General features: G+C 34.5%; 2 protein-coding genes. One reads left to right on the top strand and one right to left on the bottom strand.

All coding sequences use genetic code 11. The annotated features are described in order from the left end of the window. Positions 1 to 553 (top strand): hypothetical protein (locus V7183_RS19715; protein WP_335360561.1); only part of this gene is annotated, 553 nt, incomplete at its 5' end. Between the two features lie 392 nt (positions 554 to 945). Here V7183_RS19715 and V7183_RS19710 read toward each other — a convergent pair. Continuing rightward, a complete protein-coding gene (locus V7183_RS19710) occupies positions 946 to 1,125 on the bottom strand; it encodes a flagellin (protein ID WP_097899183.1) in 180 nt (59 codons plus the stop codon). Between the last annotated feature and the right edge of the window lie 299 nt (positions 1,126 to 1,424).

Raw genomic sequence — 1,424 nt, 5'->3', positions numbered from 1 at the left:
GTTTTTACAAGAGCAGGAAGAGGAAATAATAGAAAAACTTTGTTTTTGGATCGTGTATTATTACATAGCAGTTCCTAAATTCATTGTGAATGCTAGTGGTTTTTTGGTACATATAAATCAGGCACACGAAGATTATACGTATGATACAATTGAAGATTTTTTACGGGAGCATAGTGGGGAGAGAAGGGGAGGGTTCTATTTAGAAGTGAGAGTTCACTATATTAAATTTGAAGAAATGATTAGGGAGAAGTGCTGTGAAATGATTTATGCGCATTACTTCCCGCGATTTGTTTCTTGCCGTTCATTACTATGTAAAGAGTTATTAAGAGAAATGGGAGTAAGTAAAATAGAAATGGAATTAGGAAGTTATGAAACATTAATTTTTAATCATTGTGTAGAAACAAAGAATTGGATCCATGTTTATAAAGAAAACGTGTTAAAGAAATTATTTGTATTGTCACTTCCGCTAATTGTACAAGCTTATCGTGAAAATGTACGTGAATATATGAAGCAGGAAGAAGGTCAGAAGTATATTCAGCTTTTAGGATGTTGAATAAAGAGGCCATGCAATTTCTTTAGAAAATAGTATGGAATGAATGTTAAAAGAAATTAGAGCTCATAACATAAAAAAGAAACGTATCGAAACTATGTTTGTCTCAAGGAGGATATCGGTAGGGTGCTGCTGAAAAGAATATGTAATTATATTTAGTGAGGTCTTAAAAACTACATTTTAAGTGGTTTGAGGCGAGTATGTCTAAATCCGTGCAATGCAATATATTTGAGTGTTCCTTTTTCACATAGGTCTTTTAAAAAGAATAAGATCGAAACGTATTATAACGAGGAATGAGTATAAAAATACACAAAAACCCCGAATCATGGACTTTTTTAAGTGTCCACAATTCGGGATACAGTTCAATTTGCGACTGAACTTTTTTATAAAAATCTTTATTTGTCTTCAAGGGGTTTCAGAACGCTAGATGAAAGCTGATTAGTTGGAGCTAATACAGATTCTTCACTTGCCAGTCGAAGCGATTGTAGTTTTAGAATCACACCAGCCTCTGTAGCAATTTCGTCCTCTTTTGCTCGACGGCTTGATTTAGATACATTTTCATTCGCTTTCTCCATTTTACATTCCTCCTTATTACATGTAGGTATACAGGCAAAATAATTATTAAAATTTACGGAAGCGTTTTTAGTATTGCACTGATTATGCATAAAATGTATTGAAAAATCTTTTAGTAATAAATGCTGTTGTAACAATAGTATGGAATAGATGTCAACTCCCCCCACTTAAACGTTAACACGTTTTGAAGTGGGGGCCTGTAAAAAGCCCTGGTTGTCTAGCCTCAGTCTTTCGTGGACTCCGTTCGTAGGTGATTCCCTAGTTCTCGGCTCTATGGTGGCTCTGTAACAGTTCTGATTGG

This window comes from Bacillus sp. JJ1127 (genome assembly GCF_036965845.1).
In the GTDB taxonomy this organism is placed as follows: domain Bacteria; phylum Bacillota; class Bacilli; order Bacillales; family Bacillaceae_G; genus Bacillus_A.
The sequence above is the reverse complement of the archived record's forward strand: the minus strand, read 5'-3'. Positions and strand labels throughout refer to the sequence as shown.

Excerpts from the sequence above, each read along its gene's own strand:
- V7183_RS19710 (WP_097899183.1), bottom strand. The coding sequence starts at position 1,125 with ATGGAGAAAGCGAATGAAAATGTATCTAAATCAAGCCGTCGAGCAAAA.